Below are 14932 nucleotides of genomic sequence, written 5' to 3'. Positions count from 1 at the left end.
ACCTTACGAAAGCTTACGTATTATAAGGCCCCGCCATGTACTACTCCAGTCGTCAAGGGACGCTGGGTTGGCACAACTCGTCAGGGGTACAATGCGAGGGACAGTTATCGGCGTGGTCGCAGGGGCCGCGACAGCCGCTTTATTTGGTGATTCAGCCTGGGCATTCCGGGATGACGCAGACGCTGGGCCTGCGGACACCATTATCGAGACACAAGCCGGGATAGCAATCTATGCGCCGGCCTTCTTTGCTACATATTCACCGGTCACGGCGCTGGACATGGTCAGCCGCGTGCCGGGCTTCTCGCTCTCGGGTGGCGATACTGATCGCCGCGGCCTGGGTGACAGTTTCGGCAACCTCCTGGTCAACGGCCAGCGGCCGTCGAACAAGTCCTTGTCCCTGGAGACGGTCCTGCAGCGCATCCCGATGGAGGATGTCGCCCGGATCGAGCTGATCCAGGAAGCCTTGCCGCAATACGACATGCGTGGCCATCCGCGCCTGGTGAACGTCATCCTGCGTGAAGGCACGGGGCGCTCGGGATCATGGGCGTCGCGCTTCGTCCTGACGGATTCAGGGCGCATGGGGAATTGGAGCGAGATATCCTACTCCATGCCGATCGGCACCGCGGACATCGTACTGGGCCTCGAAGGCGGCTTCGATGGAAATCGCCTGCGCAAGCACCATGCCTTCCACAATGGCCAGGACGAACCGGAATTCTATTCGCGGGTCTCGGATCAGCGTGCCTATTCGGAAATCATTCCCACCATCTCGGTAAACTGGGCCATTGATGACCGGTCACGCCTGCGTTTCGACGGACGGTTCGAGGCCCGGTCCTGGCACAGGGGCGCGATCGGCTTTGTCAGCGATACGTCCGGTTCCCCCGTCGCCATCGAACGGAACCAGACGCAGGATGAAGGCCGGGAAGCATCGGCAACGCTGACCTATAATCGCGATCTTACCGGCACCCTGTCTTCGGAGACGATCCTGCTGGTCAGTCGCGAAAGCTGGGAAGACGGTCCGGAGCCCTATGAACTCTACGATATGGAGACCGGATTCGTCGGCGCCACCATCGTCAGCCTCGACGGCGACTACGAGGAAACGGCCCTGCGCCAGACGCTGTCCTGGAATCCGGTCCCGGCTCACGCTTTCGAGATCGGAGCAGAAACCGCGATCAATGCCCGCGATACCGACCTGGACCTGTTCGAGGATGACGGCACGGTTGTCACACCCATCCCGCTGCCTGTCTCGTCGACACGGGTCGAGGAGACCCGCAGCGAGATCTTCGCCAACCACGTCTGGTCGGCCAGCGACAGGTTGAGTGTAGAAACAGGCCTGCGCTACGAGTTCTCCGAGATCACCCAGACAGGCGATGCGGAACAGTCGCGCAGCTTCACCTATGCCAAGCCGAGCGTGACGCTGAACTGGCGCCAGGACGACCGCAACCGGCTGCGCTTCACGGCGCGGCGCGATGTCGACCAGCTGGAATTCGACAAATTCGCCAGCTCCATCGACGTCGCCGACGACAATCCCGTTCTCGGCAATCCGGACTATGTGCCCCAGCGGACCTGGACCATCGAGGCCGAATGGGAACGGCGTTTTGGCGAGGACGGCTCCTTCTCGCTGCAGGTCGGCTATGACTGGATCCAGGACCTCGACGGCTGGGTGCCGATCGTCACAGATGACGGTGTCTTCGATGCACCGGGCAATATCGGCGACGGGACCAATCTGCGCGTCACCGGAAACCTGACCTCGCCGCTCGACCGTTTCGGCCTGACCAATGCCGTCATCGATGTCTTCCTGGAATGGTACAACACCCAGGTGGACGACCCGCTCACCGGCGAAAGCCGTCACTGGTCCGGCGTTCGCGAATGGGAACTCAGCCTGGATTTCCGGCAGACCTTCCCGCAGCAACAGCTCGCCTGGGGCTGGGACTATCATTGGGTCACCAACGGCGAGACCTTCCTGGCTCAGGAGTACCGCGAGTTTGACAATACCGATGGCGATTTCGACATCTATGTCGAGACGACACGCTGGTTCGGCATGACCGTGCGAGCCGGGGTGGACGGTGTCTTCAACAATGGCGACGACCGCCGGCGGGTCTTCTATGACGGATCGCGTGCAGATGGCGTGATCGATGCCATCGAGTACCGCAACATCTCGATGGGCCAGTACGCCTATCTGCGGTTCCAGGACACGTTCTAGTGATCGCGACGGGACCCGGAACGTCCGGGTCCCGTTTGCAGCTGCCTCACAAGGCGGCGTACCGTGACAACAGCAAGACAGGACGAGAGCGCTGTACAGGCGCCGGAATCCGGAACCACAGACCAGCGAGGGGCTGCTGGCGAACCTGCAGGGAGGCAGGACCATGTCGCATGCCCATGATCTTCTGACCGGCCGTTGCGCCGCCCTGATACTCGCCGCCACACTGGCGTCGGCGCCCGCATATTCGAGCGACATGTCGAGCGGAGACGGCATCCCGCTGGAACGAACACCCAGCGGACATCTACTGCTTCCCGTCACGATCGGCGAAGACGGTCCATTCCCCTTCATCCTCGACACCGGCGCCAGTCACACGGCAATCGCCGCCCCTATCGCAGAACAACTGGGCTTCCAGTCGCGTTGGGAGCATGTCGACGATGTTCAGGCACTGACAACGCGCTTCGAGGCCGAGCGCTTCGCGCTACACAGCCTCAATTTCGGAGACCAGTCTCCGATCGACCTCCTGAGCGTGATCATTCCCGTTGAGGAAGGGCAACCCATCCCCGTCGCCGGCCTCCTCGGCGTCGATGCCATTCGCGCCGAGCGCTACCGCGTCGACTTCGCCGCCGGACGACTGGAACTGGCCCCCTCCCCCGCATCCCGCGCCGATGGCCGGATCGATCCGGCCGGCCTTCTGGTCGGTGACGCCGCCATGCTTCGCGCCAGCCGTCCGGTAAGGGTGATGCTCGACAGCGGCAGCGCACGGACGATCGCGAATGTTCCACTCGATCGCCTCGTCGGGAGCCGTCACATGGTGATGCGGGCCATGACGGTCGGCGGCATTGACGGCCGCGAGGTGGAAGAGGCCAGCCTGTTGTCGATCCGGCAGTTCCGCATGGGTGGTCTGTGCTTCCCGTCACTCCGCGTGCTGAACGCGGATCTCGACATCTTCGAGCACCTCGGCTGGGAGAACGAACCCGCCATCGTTCTGGGCATGGACCTGCTGCAATATGCCGAGGTGACTGTCGATCGCGAGACCGGCAGTTTCCAGATCGACGCCGCCGTGCCGGATTACGCCTGCGAGGAGTAGCGCAACACGGATGGCGTAAAGAAAAAGGCCGCGAAGCGATCAGCTCCGCGGCCTTCTTTATGTCGGTGTCAGGACCACATCACGCCTTGGGATGCGCGTCCTGTTCCGGGCCTGCCGCTTCGGCGGCCGCCGGGATCATGACCTGATCTTCGGCACGGCCGTGGCCCAGCTTCTTCAGGAGGAAGCTGAACACGCCGACCACGATACCCAGAACGATCGCCACGAGGCCGATCGCCTGGAAGACGGAGGCATAGCCATTCAGCGCCGCTTCCGGATCCAGCACCTGGCCGGCAACCGTGTCGGTCGCCGTGAAGGTGGCAATGATTCCTGCCACGTATTGCGCGAAGGAGCTGGAGAGGAACCAGCCTGCCATCATGAAGGACACTACGGCTGCCGGAGACAGCTTGGTGATGGCCGACAGACCGACCGGCGACAGGCACAGCTCACCGGTGGTGTGCAGCAGGTAGGCGCCCGCCAGGAAGATCAGCGGCACGCGATAGCTGTCATCGGCAAAGCTCACGCCCCAGACAAGCAGCATGAAGCCGAGGCCGACCTGGACCAGCGCCAGCGCAAACTTCAGAACCGTGTTCGGGTTCTTCTGAAGCTTGGCGAGGAAGGCCCAGAGCGCGGCAAAGACCGGCGCGAAGATCAGGATGAAGCCGGCATTGAAGGACTGGGTCTGCGATGCCGTCAGGCTCATCTCGATGCCGATCGGGCCCAGATTCCAGACCGCAGCTTCCGCCACCGACAGATCGGTATTGCGGGCGGCAAACAGGTTCATCGACGAGCCGGCCTGTTCGAACAGGGCCCAGAATACGACCGAGGTCACGATCAGGAAGATGGCCAGGATCAGGCGCTGGGCCTCAACCGCCGTACACTCGGTGACCATGTAGTAGATCATGTAGCCGACAAAGAGCAGACCGCCGATGATCAGCAGGACCGCCAGAAGATCGGTGCCTGCAAACATGATCGTGTGGGCCTGCACCATGAACCAGACGACCAGTACGCCGGCGACGCCAAGCAGGTAGATCAGACCTTCGCGGCTGAGCGGTCCGAAGACCTTCTGCTTCAGCTTCTCCGGCTCCGGCGGATTGCCGACATGGCCGATCAGATTGGTGCCCGGCAGGAAGAACAGCGCACGACCACGGACAAAGACCAGCCAGCCGACCAGCATGCCCACACCGGCCAGGCCGAAGCCGGCCCACCAGCCCACGGTCTCTCCGAGCAGGCCGCACAGGATGGCCGCCCAGAAGGACCCCAGATTGATGCCGTAATAGTAGAGGGTGAAGCCACCGTCGCGGCGCGGGTCGTTTTCTTCGTAGAGCTGGCCGACGATCGAGGAGATGTTGGCCTTCAGGAAGCCGACACCCATGATGATCAGTGCCAGGGCGAGGTAGAAGATGTTCACGAACATCCGCTCGCGCTCGATGATCTGCGTTTCGAACGAGCCGGCCGGCAGGGTCGCCGGAATCGCTGCGCTCGCCGGCAGGCCCTCGATCACCAGATCGCCCGCGGAATTGGCGGAGAAATCATAGGTGGCGTCGCCAACTTCCAGCAACACGGTCCGCGCAGCGCCGCGGCCTTCGGCCACGAGCTCGTACTGGCCCCCGTCATAGACAATCGCTTCGCGCGCAGGCTCGCCTTCAATCCCCATGGTGAAGTGACCCGCGACCAGCAGCAGCGCACCGAAGGCGATGGCCTTGCGGTTGCCCAGATACTTATCGGCCAAATAGCCGCCGACCAGCGGCAGCAGATAGACCAGAGCGGTATAGGCGCCATATTGCGAGCTGGAGAAGGCGTCGTCGAACAGGAAATGCTGGGTCAGATAGAAGATCAGCAGACCGCGCATACCGTAGTAGGAGAAGCGCTCCCACATTTCGGCGAAGAAGAGGATGTGCAGCCCTTTCGGGTGATTGCGCATCTCGAGAAACACCGGAATTGCCGTCGCGATGGTCACGACAATGCCGATGGCAACAACCAGATTGATAACCATGTTCTCCCCGTCCCCGCCCCACCGGCGGGCCAAATTTCTGGCCCGCAATTGACCATGCACGGCATCCAGGCTCAAGCCTGTGACGCGGCTGTGACAATCAATTGCCCGCGAGGGGGAGGGGACGGGAGCGGTTCGCTAGTAGGCGGCTTCGGTAAACACCGGTTCGATCGAACCGCCCCAATCGCCGTTGAAACGCGCGATCAGATCCTCGGCCCGGGTGCGGCCGGTCTTCACGATCTCGTCCAGATCGTCGAGGAAGAGCGACTCGTTTTCACCATGACCGTTCAGACGCTTGCGGGCATTCAGGCCCTTGCGGCTGATGGCCAGAACCTCGCGGGCCACATCCTGCAGCGTGCCTGAACGGAAAGGCGTTCCGAGCCCGCTGCGGGCCGCGCCGGTCCGCAAGGCATTGCGCTCCTCGGCCGTCCAGTCCTTCACCAGGTCCCAGGCCGCATCCAGCGCCGTTGAGTCGTACAGCAGGCCCACCCAGAAAGCCGGCAAGGCGCACAGCGTGTTCCACGGTCCGCTATCGGCACCGCGCATTTCCAGGAAGGTCTTCAGACGCACTTCCGGGAAGAGCGTGGAGAGATGGTCTTCCCAGTCGCTCAGCACCGGACGTTCGCCCGGCAGAGCAGGCAGCTTGCCGTCGAGGAAGTCGCGGAAACTCTGGCCGGTGGCGTCCAGATAGACATTGTTGCGCTTGACGAAATACATCGGCACGTCGAGGGCCCAGTCGCGGTACTGCTCGAAGCCGAAGCCCTCGTCGAAGACGAAGGGCAGCATGCCGGTGCGGTGATTGTCGGTGTCGGTCCACACATGCGCCCGGAAGGACAGGAAATCGTTCAGCCCGCCGTCCTTGAAGGGGGAATTGGCGAACAGGGCCGTCGCCAGCGGCTGCAGCGCCAGCGAGACCCGGAATTTCTTCGCCATGTCGGCTTCGGACGCGAAATCGAGATTGGTCTGTACCGTGCACGAGCGGAACATCATCTGATGGCCCATCGTGCCCACTTTGGGCATGTAAGCCTTCATCAGCTTGTAGCGCGCCTTGGGCATCATCGGCGTGTCTTCCAGGGACCATTTGGGCGAGAAGCCCAGCCCCAGGAAGCCGGCGCCGATACGGTCGGCGACCTCGCGCACTTCGCGCAGATGGCCGTTCACTTCCGCACAGGTCTCGTGAATGGTTTCCAGCGGCGCGCCGGAGAGCTCGAACTGACCGCCCGGCTCCAGCGTGATCGAGGCACCCGCACGCTTGAGAGCCACGACGAAACCGTCTTCCTCGATCGGCGTCCAGCCGAAAGCCACCAGGCCTTCCAGCATCTTCTTCACACTCGGCCCGCCACCGTTTTCGTAAGGCAGGGGTGTGTGGTCCTCGAGCGCAAACCCGAATTTCTCGTGTTCGGTGCCGATACGGAAATCGGCGTCTGCCTTGCAGCCGGCCGCGAAATAGGCCGTCAGCTGGTCCAGACTTTCGACGGGTGCGCCTTCGCCGCCCGGATTATAGGTGCCACTCATTCCAGGCGCCCCCGCTCTGCCGTCAATATCCGCAACAGATATGTGGGCGTTCCGGCGAGAACAAGGGCCGGTATCTGCGGATTGCCGCGATGCATTGGCGGATACGGCCTCAACACCAGTCGCCGTGAACGGATTGCCAGAGCACGAGTGCTGCCATGGCAGCGGTTTCCGCGCGCAGGATGCGCGGCCCCAGCGTCACCGGGGTGACGAAATCGTGATCCCGCAGCCGTGTGCGCTCGGCATCTGAGAAGCCGCCCTCCGGCCCGATCAGGATCGCCGCCGGCCCCGCTTCCAGCCCGGCCAGCGCGGCGGCCATCGGCTGGCCGCGCCCGCGCGCACCGCCCCAGGGCTCGCCCGCCTCGTCACCGGCCTCGTCGCAATAGATCAGCCGCCGCGCCGGATCCCAGCCATCAAGCACCCGCTCCAGCCGCTCCAGCTCGTCTATTTCCGGCAAATCGAGCCGCTCGGTCTGCTCGGCCGCCTCCTTGGTGATGGTGCGGAAACGGTCGATGCGGACACGTTCGCTCTGCGTGCGGGCCGTTGAAACCGGACACAGCCGCGCCACCCCCAGCTCGGTCGCCTTCTCCACCATCAGATCGGTCTTCTGGCGCTTGACCGGTGCGAAGAGCAGCCAGAGGTCCGGCACTCCGGCCTGCGGCCGCGTCTGTTCGAGGGGTTCGAGGATCACAGCCTTGCGGCCGGTCTCCACGATCTGCGCCCGCCACTCGCCGTCGCGGCCATTGAACAGGCGCACCGTATCGCCCGCCGCGCGACGCATCACATTGATGAGATAATGGGTATCTTCCTTCGGCAGGGCGACAGCCCGGCCGGCGGCGAGATCCTGGCCAATAAAGAGTCTCGGGTCGTTCGACATGCCTTCGCTTTGGCGGGGCTGCGCCGGTGCGTCAAGTGCGGCTTGAACTGCCCGGCCGGTTTTGCCACACAGCGAAGATGGTTTTGAACTTCGACCGGCGAGTCGCCGACAGCCTTCCGAAGACCTGGGTAGATCGCGCACCGCCGGCGGTGCGGCCCTATCTGCGTCTGGCGCGCTATGACCGTCCGATCGGATTCTGGCTGCTCGGCCTGCCGTGCTGGATGGGCCTGATGCTGGCCCGCACCGGCGACGGCCTCGGCTGGACCGATCTGTGGTATGCGGTGATCTTCGCCATCGGCGCCATCGCCATGCGTGGCGCCGGCTGTACCTATAACGACATTGTCGACCGCGACCTGGATGCGCAGGTCGCCCGCACCGCCGACCGCCCGTTGGCGGCGGGGACCATAACCCTGCGCCAAGCCTGGATTTTTCTGACCGGCCAGGCGCTGGTCGGATTGCTGGTCCTGATCCAGCTGCCACCCCTGGCGATCGGTGTCGGACTGGCGGCGCTTGTCCTGGTGGCCGCCTATCCATTCATGAAACGCATCACCTGGTGGCCGCAGGCCTGGCTGGGTCTGACCTTCAACTGGGGTATCCCGGTTGCCTTCACCGCAGCAGCCGGTGTGATCGAGCCCGCCATGATCGCGCTCTATGCGGCGGCCGTGTTCTGGACGCTGGGCTATGACACGATCTACGCCCACCAGGATGTCGAGGATGATGCCCTCGTCGGCGTGAAATCCACCGCCCGCCTGTTCGGCGAGAGCACACCCTACTGGGTGGCCGGCTTCTACGGGGCCCATGCCCTTCTCGTCGCCCTGGCGATCTGGCTGAGCGGCGCCTCGCCCTGGGTGGTGCTGCCTTTCACCGTCTATACGGCGCACCTGTTCAACCAGGTCCGGAAGCTGGACGTGGAAGATGGTGCGCGCTGTCTTGCCCTGTTCAAGGCCAACCGCACCAGCGGCCTGCTGCTGGTCGCCACGCTGGCGCTGGGCGCACTGATCTGACCGGTCGGGAGGCCGGCGTCTTCGCGACTTTCTGGCCGGGGCACTGCCGTGACATCGCCATCCATCAGTGATCCCCATCGCTTCATCCGCGACCACACCGCCCTGATGCCACCGCCACTGGTTCCGGAAATTCCGCTGCATCTTGCCGTGGAAACCGTGGCGCTGTGGCGGCAAACCGAGGAGGCCCTCGGCGAAATGGGGTTGCCGCCACCCTTCTGGGCCTTCGCCTGGGCCGGCGGCCAGGCCCTGGCACGATACTGCCTCGACCATCCGGACAGTGTCCGCGGCAAGCGCGTGCTCGACTTTGCCGCCGGCAGCGGTGTGACCGGCATCGCGGCCCTGAAGGCCGGCGCGCGGTCCGTCGAGGCCAGCGAGATGGATGCGTTCGCCATCGCGGCGATCGAGGCCAATGCGGCCGCCAACCATGTTACCCTTGCCACACGCCTTGAGGACGTTGCCGGCCGCGATGACGGCTGGGATGTCGTGCTGGCTGGTGATGTCTTCTACGAGGTCGAGCTGGCCTTGCGGATCGGCGACTGGCTGGCCGGCCTGCACCGGCGGGGCGCAACCGTGCTGATCGGTGATCCCGGCCGCGCCTTTCTGCCCAGGGGCGAGCTGGAGGAAATGGCCCGCTACACCGTCCCCGTCCAGCGCGAGCTGGAAGACCGCGAAGTCCGCTTCGCAAAGGTCTGGCGCTTCCCCTGACGGGAGGCACCTCCCCCCGCCGCCAGAATCGGCGCAGCTTTCGGGACATGGCTCGCGCGCGCGCCGTCGACCGGCGGCTTTTCCTTTTGCTTGAAATCGCGGCCCGGCGGATGAACCGGGATGCGGATGCGCGCCTGAAGAAGACCGCCGGCGTCACCACGGCGCAGGCGGCTGTTCTGTTCCTGCTGGCCCGCAAGGGCGAGCGGCGCATGGGCGATATCGGCGAGACATTGTCGCTGAACCCGCCGGCAGTCACCGGGCTGGTCAACCGCATGGAGACCCTGGGCCTTGTCGTGAAGACGGCCTCGCGGACTGACAAGCGCTCAGCTGTTGTCTCCCTGACCGAGAAAGGCCGCGCCGTCAGCGATGCGGCAGACCATGTGCTGCGCGATCTCAATCTCGAGCTGGAAGCGTGGCTGGGCACGGACGATGCCGACCGGCTGCACGACATACTCACCCGTCTGGTCACACGGGCGACTGACGGTTCTTGACGTTTACGTCAACTGGCACAGCCCTTCCAAAGCCGTACCGGACGCTCTAACCTGTCCGGCAACAACACCTGAAAAACGATCCATGGGAGGCTCGTGTGAGCGAACAGGTTCTGGTCGATACCGCGGAGCGTATCCGCACGATTTCCTTCAACCGCCCCGACAAGAAGAATGCACTGACGCGGGCCATGTACACTGCCGCCGCCGAGGCGATCGAGGATGGCGACCGGGATCCGGCCGTGCGCGTCATCATCCTGACGGGCGAAGGCGGCATTTTCACCGCCGGCAATGACATCGTCGATTTCATGGAACAACCGCCGGCGATGGATGGAAACGAGGTGTCCCCGGTCCAGCATTTCATGCAGGCGCTGCTCAATGCGAAGAAGCCCGTGATCGCGGCCGTCGACGGGCTGGCCATCGGTATCGGCGTCACCCTCCTGATGCATTGCGACCTCGTCTATTGCTCGGACCGGTCCAGTTTCAAGACGCCTTTCGTCGATCTCGCCCTGGCGCCGGAATACGGCTCCAGCCAGACCATGCCGCGCGCCTTCGGCCATGTCGTGGCCGCTGAACTCCTGCTGCTGGGTGCGTCCTGGAGCGCCGAACGGGCCGCCCAGACCGGCCTCGTCGGCACCGTCACGACGCCGGACGCGCTGATGGAAACCGTGCGCAACACGGCCCGCATTCTCGCCGCCAAAGCACCGGAGGCACTGGCCAAGGCCAAGACCCTGATGCGCCGTGCGCCGGAGCCACTGGCCGACCGGATCGCACTGGAAGGGCGCCAGTTCGCCGAACAATTGCGCTCGCCGGAATTTGCCGAGGCTGCCGCCGCCTTCATGGAGCGCCGAGCCCCGGACTTCGACAAGCTGGGCTGAGCCAGACCGCATTCGGACGGGCCGGGTCCCGGGTTTTGCGAGTGGCCGCATTTTCGAACCGCAAAACCGGGCCCACTTTTGCTGAAAATGCCGGATCCTTAGCGGCCGCATTTTCGAACCGCAAAACCGGGCCCACTTTTGCTGAAAATGCCGGATCCTTAGCGGCCGCATTTTCGAACCGCAAAACCGGGCCCACTTTTGCTGAAAATGCTCTAGATTTACGCCAGGACCTCGGGGGACATCATGGCCAAACGTATTCTTCTTGGTGCAGCTGCAGTGGTGGTTGCGGGCGGGCTTCTGGCCCTCAACCTGTCGCCGCTCGGGCGTAGCTATCTGCCCTCTGGCACCGGGCTCGTCGCCAAGCAGACCTGTTCACTGACCTTCGTCGCCGGTCTCGACACCGATCAGGCCAAGGCGATCTATGTAGACCCGCTTCTGGGGGCAGCCGCCAGCCTGATCCATTATGATATCGACACCGAGGCGCGCGAGGTCCGCTCGGGCGTGTTCGGCCTGTTCTGGCGCCAGCATGCCGTCTATCGCGAAGGACTGGGTTGTACGCTGGTCCACGGCCGCAGCGATTTCGATCCGGAGCTGGAAGTCCCGCTCACTGCGCCCTTCGAGCCGCTCGAACTCGATACAGAGCATCGCGACACGCATTTCGATGCCACGGCATTGCAGGCCTCTGTCGACGGTGCTTTCGGCGCTGCGGATTCAGATCCGCGCAATACGCTGGGCGTCGCCGTGCTGCACCAGGGTCGCCTGGTCGCCGAGCGCTATGCACCCGGTGCCAGCCGCGAGACGCGCTTCCATGGCTGGTCGATGACCAAGAGCACGATGGCGACGCTGGCCGGCGTTCTGCAGCGCGACGGGCTGATCGACATCGAGGCTGAGGGCGAGGTTCCCGCACTCGCCGCCATCGATGCGAGCCTGACCGACATCACCATCGAGGACCTGTTGCGCATGGCCGGCGGGCTGGCCATCGCCGAGCGCAATGATGGCTGGGACCCGAATTCGCAAATGCTGATGACCCGGTCCGACATGCCGCACTTCGCCGCCACGCGCGAACGGCTCCACGGGCCGGGCGAGCACTGGCAGTATATGAGCGGCAATACGATCCTTGCGACCCATGCCATGCAGCAGCAACTCGGCGATAATCTGCCCGAGCAGGTCACCGAGCTGCGCGCCCGCCTGTTCGAGCCCTTGGGCATCCGGTCCGCCATCCTGGAACCGGACGAAAGCGGGACCTTCCAGGGCTCCTCCTACATGTATGCCACGGCGCATGACTGGGCCCGGCTGGCGCAGCTCTATGCCGAAGACGGGGTCATTGACGGGCAACGCCTCCTGCCGGAGGACTGGGTGGATCTCGTCAGCCTGCCGACGGAAGGCTCGGACGGGGCCTATGGCATGGGCTTCTGGCTGCCGGAAGATCATGAAAACCTGCCTGACGGCACTTTCATGATGCGCGGCTTCCAGTCCCAGCTGGCCTATATCATGCCGCAGCAGGATCTGGTCATTGTCCGCTTCGGCGCGACCAACCGGGCGGCCTCCGGCGCCAGCGAACTCGCGGCCGGCGTCGCCGCAGCCCTGCGCGACCGCCCCGGCCCGCACACCGGCACCGCGGACTGAAAGCAGGTTAGGCCGCGGCCAGCGGCGGCGATTCGGCGAGCGTGGCGCTGCGCAGGCACTGGGCGACAAGCTCGCTCGCCTGCGCCGCGCTGGCATGTCCTTCGCGCAAGGCCCGCAGTACAGACATATCGTAGATCGCCGCATCGCCGCGGGCGACGGACCAGCGCGAATATTGCCGGCGGGATATCGGCAGAAATTCCTCGCTGCGCAGGTCCGAGATTCGCGGGTCCGCCGCAATCGCCAGGAAGAAGCCGCGCAAGGTCTCGCGATCACCTTCCAGCACGTCCAGGAAATAACCGTCGAGCCAGACCAGTCCGCCGGTCATCTCCCGCTCCACACTCGCCGTCATGTGCGCCGCCAGCATCAGTCCCAGATCGCCATTGAGCGCATCCTCGCCCAGATCGACCCGGGCACGGGCAACGAGAACCATTCTGTGCAGCATGCGGAGCAACCTTCCATCGATCAGGCCGCGGTCTATGGCAGCCGCGTCTGAAGCAAGGCTCAAAACGTGTCGCAAAATTCGAGTTGAACTTGACTCAAATGCGACGCAATCCGGGCCGTCCTGCAGGTGCGACGCAGCGCACGCTGGACTTTCGCCCGTGAAGTTGCAGTTTCGGTTATTCGATATCACCGGAGCCCGACCCGCATGGCTTACAAATCCCTGCGCGACTTCATCGACCAGCTGGAAGCCGAGGGCGACCTCGTGCGCATCACCACGCCGGTGTCGACAGATCGCGAAATGACGGAGATCCACCGCCGCACCCTGCATGCCGGCGGCCCGGCCCTGTTGTTCGAGAATGTGCTCAACGAGACGGGCGAGAAGAGCGAGATGCCCTGTCTCGTCAATCTGTTCGGCACGGTGAAGCGGGTCGCCCAGGCGGTCACGCTGGGCGGCGAGGCGCGAACCACGGGCGCAGAACTGCGCGAGGTCGGCGAGCTCCTCGCCTTCCTGCGCCAGCCCGAACCGCCGCGCGGCATCAAGGAAGCCGTCGACCTGCTGCCGCTGGCGAAAACCGTCATGTCGATGCGGCCCAAGACGGTGAAAAAGGCGCCCTGCCAGGAGGTGGTGCTGACCGGCGAGGATATCGATCTCGACCGCCTGCCGATCCAGACCTGCTGGCCGGGCGAGCCGGCGCCGCTGATCACCTGGCCGCTGGTCGTCACCAAGGGTCCCTCCGGTGACAAGCAGGACGATTTCAATCTCGGCATCTATCGCATGCAGAAGCTGGGCAAGACGCGCACACTGATGCGCTGGCTGAAGCATCGCGGCGGCGCCCAGCACTATCAGCGCTGGAAGACGGAACGCCCGGAACCCCTGCCCGCCGCCGTCGTGCTCGGCGCCGATCCGGGCACCATCCTCGCCGCCGTCACGCCCGTGCCGGATACGCTGTCGGAATACCAGTTCGCCGGCATATTGCGGGGCCAGAAGGCCGAGCTCGTCGATTGCAAGACAGTGCCGCTGAAAGTACCGGCGGAGGCCGAGATCGTGCTGGAAGGCCACGTCCTCCTGGACGAGTACGGTCCGGAAGGCCCCTATGGCGACCACACCGGCTACTATAATTCCGTCGAGCAATTCCCGGTGTTCGAGATCTCTGCCATTACCATGCGCAAGGATCCGATCTACCTGACCACCTATACCGGCCGGCCGCCGGACGAGCCCGCCGTGCTGGGCGAGGCGCTGAACGAGGTCTTCATCCCGCTTTTGCAGCAGCAATTCCCGGAGATCGTCGACTTCTGGCTACCGCCCGAGGGTTGTTCCTACCGCATCGCCGTCATCACCATGAAGAAGGCCTATGCCGGCCATGCCAAACGGGTGATGATGGGCGCCTGGTCCTTCCTGCGGCAATTCATGTACACCAAGTGGATCATCGTCGTGAACGACGATATCGACGCGCGCGACTGGAAGGATGTGATGTGGGCGGTCTCCACCCGCATGGACCCGGCCCGCGACATCGTCACCGTCGAGAACACCCCGATCGACTATCTCGACTTCGCCTCGCCCGTCTCCGGCCTGGGTTCGAAAATCGGCCTGGACGCGACCAACAAGGTCGACGGCGAGACCAATCGCGAATGGGGCGAAAAGCTGGACATGGACGACGCCACGAAGGCCAAGATCGACGCGATCTGGGCCGAGCTGGGGATCGATTGATCCAAGCCCTGTCCTGAGAGCCTCCTTCCTTCTCCCCGTCTGGGGAGAAGGAGCCCAAAGGGCGGATGAGGCGCGCGCGACAGCGCTGAGAAGAGCCTTGAATGGGCCGCTGCGCGGCCGCCCCTCACCCTTTGTTGCTTTCAACAGGCCCCCGGCCTGTTGAATTCGCTTCGCGAGCCGCGCCTCAGCCCTCTCCCGGTTGGGGAGAGGGGGTACAAACGCTCCCACAAACACCGTCACCCTGACACCCGCTTTCGCGGGCGCAGGCTTCAGTCAGGGCCCAGTTCATAGAGCGCGGTGGCCGCGACCTCGCACTTATCCCGCAAACCGTCACCGCTCAGGCCGAGCCCCTCTAGCCCAAATCTCCCTTTACGATCTGGGTCCTGACTTTCGTCAGGATGACGGTTTGTGGGGACGGA

12 protein-coding genes are annotated in these 14932 nt (G+C 64.2%); 8 read left to right on the top strand and 4 right to left on the bottom strand.

The genetic code is table 11. From position 1 onward, the window contains the following. Positions 1–91: 91 nt before the first annotated feature. Together ACXAJV_RS06525 and ACXAJV_RS06520 are read left to right on the top strand one after the other, a co-directional pair. The gene (locus ACXAJV_RS06525) at positions 92–2200 is read left to right on the top strand and encodes a TonB-dependent receptor plug domain-containing protein (protein WP_475083344.1); all 2109 of its coding nucleotides are present in this window, start codon (positions 92–94) and stop codon (positions 2198–2200) included. A 163-nt stretch (positions 2201–2363) separates the two neighbouring features. Beyond that, positions 2364–3287, top strand: coding sequence for an aspartyl protease family protein (locus ACXAJV_RS06520; protein ID WP_475083341.1), 924 nt, complete (start codon positions 2364–2366; stop codon positions 3285–3287). Positions 3288–3366: 79 nt separating this feature from the next. On the opposite strand, the gene ACXAJV_RS06515 is transcribed toward ACXAJV_RS06520, so the two are convergent. The 3 genes from ACXAJV_RS06515 to ACXAJV_RS06505 all read right to left on the bottom strand — a co-directional run bounded on the left by ACXAJV_RS06515 (position 3367) and on the right by ACXAJV_RS06505 (position 7666). Further along, positions 3367–5274 (bottom strand): peptide MFS transporter, encoded by a 1908-nt coding sequence (locus tag ACXAJV_RS06515; protein ID WP_475084415.1) that lies wholly within the window; start codon positions 5272–5274, stop codon positions 3367–3369. A 141-nt stretch (positions 5275–5415) separates the two neighbouring features. Further along, on the bottom strand, positions 5416–6792 hold the full coding sequence (locus tag ACXAJV_RS06510; RefSeq protein ID WP_475083339.1) for a glutamate--cysteine ligase: 1377 nt from the start codon (positions 6790–6792) through the stop codon (positions 5416–5418). A 109-nt stretch (positions 6793–6901) separates the two neighbouring features. Further along, positions 6902–7666 (bottom strand): 16S rRNA (uracil(1498)-N(3))-methyltransferase, encoded by a 765-nt coding sequence (locus ACXAJV_RS06505; RefSeq protein ID WP_475083337.1) that lies wholly within the window; start codon positions 7664–7666, stop codon positions 6902–6904. Positions 7667–7743: 77 nt separating this feature from the next. Here ACXAJV_RS06505 and ubiA point away from each other — a divergent pair, with 77 nt between their 5' ends. From ubiA to ACXAJV_RS06480, 5 genes are all read left to right on the top strand, one after another. After that, positions 7744–8670: a 4-hydroxybenzoate octaprenyltransferase gene (ubiA, locus tag ACXAJV_RS06500; protein WP_475083335.1), complete on the top strand. Its 927-nt coding sequence runs from the start codon at positions 7744–7746 to the stop codon at positions 8668–8670. Positions 8671–8718: 48 nt separating this feature from the next. Continuing rightward, positions 8719–9375, top strand: a complete 657-nt coding sequence (locus ACXAJV_RS06495) for a class I SAM-dependent methyltransferase (RefSeq protein WP_475083333.1) — start codon at positions 8719–8721, stop codon at positions 9373–9375. Positions 9376–9422: 47 nt separating this feature from the next. Continuing rightward, positions 9423–9866, top strand: coding sequence for a MarR family winged helix-turn-helix transcriptional regulator (locus ACXAJV_RS06490; RefSeq protein ID WP_475083330.1), 444 nt, complete (start codon positions 9423–9425; stop codon positions 9864–9866). Positions 9867–9961: 95 nt separating this feature from the next. Beyond that, a complete protein-coding gene (locus ACXAJV_RS06485) occupies positions 9962–10738 on the top strand; it encodes an enoyl-CoA hydratase-related protein (RefSeq protein ID WP_475083328.1) in 777 nt (258 codons plus the stop codon). Positions 10739–10981: 243 nt separating this feature from the next. Continuing rightward, entirely contained in the window at positions 10982–12364 is a 1383-nt protein-coding gene (locus tag ACXAJV_RS06480) for a serine hydrolase domain-containing protein (protein ID WP_475083326.1), read from the top strand. A 7-nt stretch (positions 12365–12371) separates the two neighbouring features. Here ACXAJV_RS06480 and ACXAJV_RS06475 read toward each other — a convergent pair whose 3' ends face one another. Beyond that, positions 12372–12806 (bottom strand): BLUF domain-containing protein, encoded by a 435-nt coding sequence (locus tag ACXAJV_RS06475; protein WP_475083324.1) that lies wholly within the window; start codon positions 12804–12806, stop codon positions 12372–12374. A gap of 204 nt (positions 12807–13010) precedes the next feature. On the opposite strand from ACXAJV_RS06475, the gene ACXAJV_RS06470 reads away from it, so the two are divergent. Continuing rightward, entirely contained in the window at positions 13011–14513 is a 1503-nt protein-coding gene (locus ACXAJV_RS06470; RefSeq protein ID WP_475083322.1) for a UbiD family decarboxylase, read from the top strand. Positions 14514–14932 lie beyond the last annotated feature (419 nt).

This window comes from Maricaulis sp. ABE4_448 (genome assembly GCF_056160825.1).
Note: the sequence above shows the minus strand (reverse complement) of the source record. Positions and strands in the feature narration are given on the sequence as shown.

Excerpts from the sequence above, each read along its gene's own strand:
- ACXAJV_RS06470 (WP_475083322.1), top strand. The coding sequence starts at position 13,011 with ATGGCTTACAAATCCCTGCGCGACTTCATCGACCAGCTGGAAGCCGAG.
- ACXAJV_RS06525 (WP_475083344.1), top strand. The coding sequence starts at position 92 with ATGCGAGGGACAGTTATCGGCGTGGTCGCAGGGGCCGCGACAGCCGCT.
- ubiA (WP_475083335.1), top strand. The coding sequence starts at position 7,744 with ATGGTTTTGAACTTCGACCGGCGAGTCGCCGACAGCCTTCCGAAGACC.
- ACXAJV_RS06505 (WP_475083337.1), bottom strand. The coding sequence starts at position 7,666 with ATGTCGAACGACCCGAGACTCTTTATTGGCCAGGATCTCGCCGCCGGC.
- ACXAJV_RS06510 (WP_475083339.1), bottom strand. The coding sequence starts at position 6,792 with ATGAGTGGCACCTATAATCCGGGCGGCGAAGGCGCACCCGTCGAAAGT.
- ACXAJV_RS06475 (WP_475083324.1), bottom strand. The coding sequence starts at position 12,806 with ATGCTGCACAGAATGGTTCTCGTTGCCCGTGCCCGGGTCGATCTGGGC.
- ACXAJV_RS06480 (WP_475083326.1), top strand. The coding sequence starts at position 10,982 with ATGGCCAAACGTATTCTTCTTGGTGCAGCTGCAGTGGTGGTTGCGGGC.
- ACXAJV_RS06520 (WP_475083341.1), top strand. The coding sequence starts at position 2,364 with ATGTCGCATGCCCATGATCTTCTGACCGGCCGTTGCGCCGCCCTGATA.
- ACXAJV_RS06490 (WP_475083330.1), top strand. The coding sequence starts at position 9,423 with ATGGCTCGCGCGCGCGCCGTCGACCGGCGGCTTTTCCTTTTGCTTGAA.